Annotated in this window: 1 protein-coding gene; it reads left to right on the top strand. The window is 63.9% G+C overall.

From position 1 onward, the window contains the following. Window positions 1-35: 35 nt before the first annotated feature. Window positions 36-263, top strand: a 228-nt coding sequence (locus MTBSS4_RS04635) for a transposase family protein (RefSeq protein WP_173982231.1), incomplete at its 3' end; no start/stop codon positions are given.

Here is a 263-nt window from a genome sequence, read left to right as displayed (position 1 = left end):
TCTATAGGGGGCACCCACCTTGGAGGGTTGCCCCGATGCCGAGCACGCTGCTGTCGCTCTTTTCCCAGGTTTCTGATCCTCGTCGCGGCCAGGGGAAGATGTACCCCTTGGCCCCAATCCTGCTGTTCACGGTGCTGGCTATGCTGGCCGGGGCACGTTCGTATCGTCAGGTCCACGGCTTCATACGGACCCATCTGAGCCGCCTGAACGGCGGGTTTGGCGTGTCGCTCCGCCGCGCTCCGGCCTATTCGTCGGTACGGTTC

The sequence above is a fragment of the Magnetospirillum sp. SS-4 genome (assembly GCF_902729425.1).
GTDB lineage: Bacteria > Pseudomonadota > Alphaproteobacteria > Rhodospirillales > Magnetospirillaceae > Phaeospirillum.
This window is presented reverse-complemented; position numbering and strand designations above follow the sequence as displayed.